We start from the raw sequence: 933 nt of genomic DNA on the forward strand, positions 1-933 counted from the left end.
TTCACGCGCACGTTCGTGCCGGTGCACTCCCACGACGCGCTCTTCGTCAGGCCGATCACGGCGTGCTTGCTGGCGCTGTAGACGGCGATCTGCGGCGAGCCGATCAGGCCGGCGATCGAGGCGGTGTTGATGATCGAGCCGCGGTTCTGCTTCAGCATGACCGGCAGCACGTGCTTGAGGCCGAGGAAGACGCCGACGACGTTGACGTCGAGCACCCGGCGGAATGCGTCGAGCGGGTAGTCCGTGATCGATTTGATCTCGCCCTCGACACCTGCATTGTTGAAGAACACGTCGATGGTTCCGAAGCGGTCGCAGGCCTTGCGCACGTAGGCGGCCACCTGCGCTTCGTCGGTGACATCGGCGGTGACGACAAGCGTCTCGGCGCCGGCGGGCAGGGCGCGGGTCGCCTCGTTCAGATCCTGCTCACGCCTGTCGACGGCGACGATGCGGGCGCCGCGCGCAGCCAGCAGCTGCATCGTCGCGCTGCCGATCACGCCGGCCGCACCGGTGACGACGGCGACCCTGCCGTCGAGGCGAATCGAATCAGCCATTGGCTTCCTCCCGTTGGCCCGGCTTTCCTTTCCTGCCGTGGCCTTGTCGCGTGTTGGTTTCACGCTATCTTCTGATCATGCGACTATCTCATTGGATGAACCAGATGGCCACCTCGCGGTGCGCTGGTAAGTCGCCCTTCCCCCGCCGTATTCGGCATGTTAACGGGAGGGCTGATCGAGAGCGGCGGATGGGTCATGACGCGATTTGATTGTCCCGAACCCCGATTCGCCTGATAAAGCCGCGCGAGATGCACCGAACAATCGTCCTGACCGGTATCGCGGCATTGCTGGCCGCCACATCCCTCGCGCTGGCCGTGCCCGTGCCCGCGCGCGCGCAGATCGGTACCATTTTCTCCGATCCCGTGCCGCGTCCGCCGGGCAA

The 933-nt window shown here is 65.4% G+C and carries 1 protein-coding gene and 1 pseudogene; one reads left to right on the forward strand and one right to left on the reverse strand.

Features of this window, described 5'->3' with window-relative positions:
- A partial coding sequence (locus tag BRAO375_RS19535; protein WP_035641291.1) for an SDR family NAD(P)-dependent oxidoreductase occupies positions 1 to 551 on the reverse strand: 551 nt, incomplete at its 3' end.
- Positions 552 to 799: 248 nt separating this feature from the next.
- On the opposite strand from BRAO375_RS19535, the pseudogene BRAO375_RS38600 reads away from it, so the two are divergent.
- A pseudogene (locus BRAO375_RS38600) lies at positions 800 to 933 on the forward strand (DUF2155 domain-containing protein); the annotation flags it as partial.

The organism is Bradyrhizobium sp. ORS 375 (genome assembly GCF_000239775.1).
Lineage (GTDB): Bacteria > Pseudomonadota > Alphaproteobacteria > Rhizobiales > Xanthobacteraceae > Bradyrhizobium.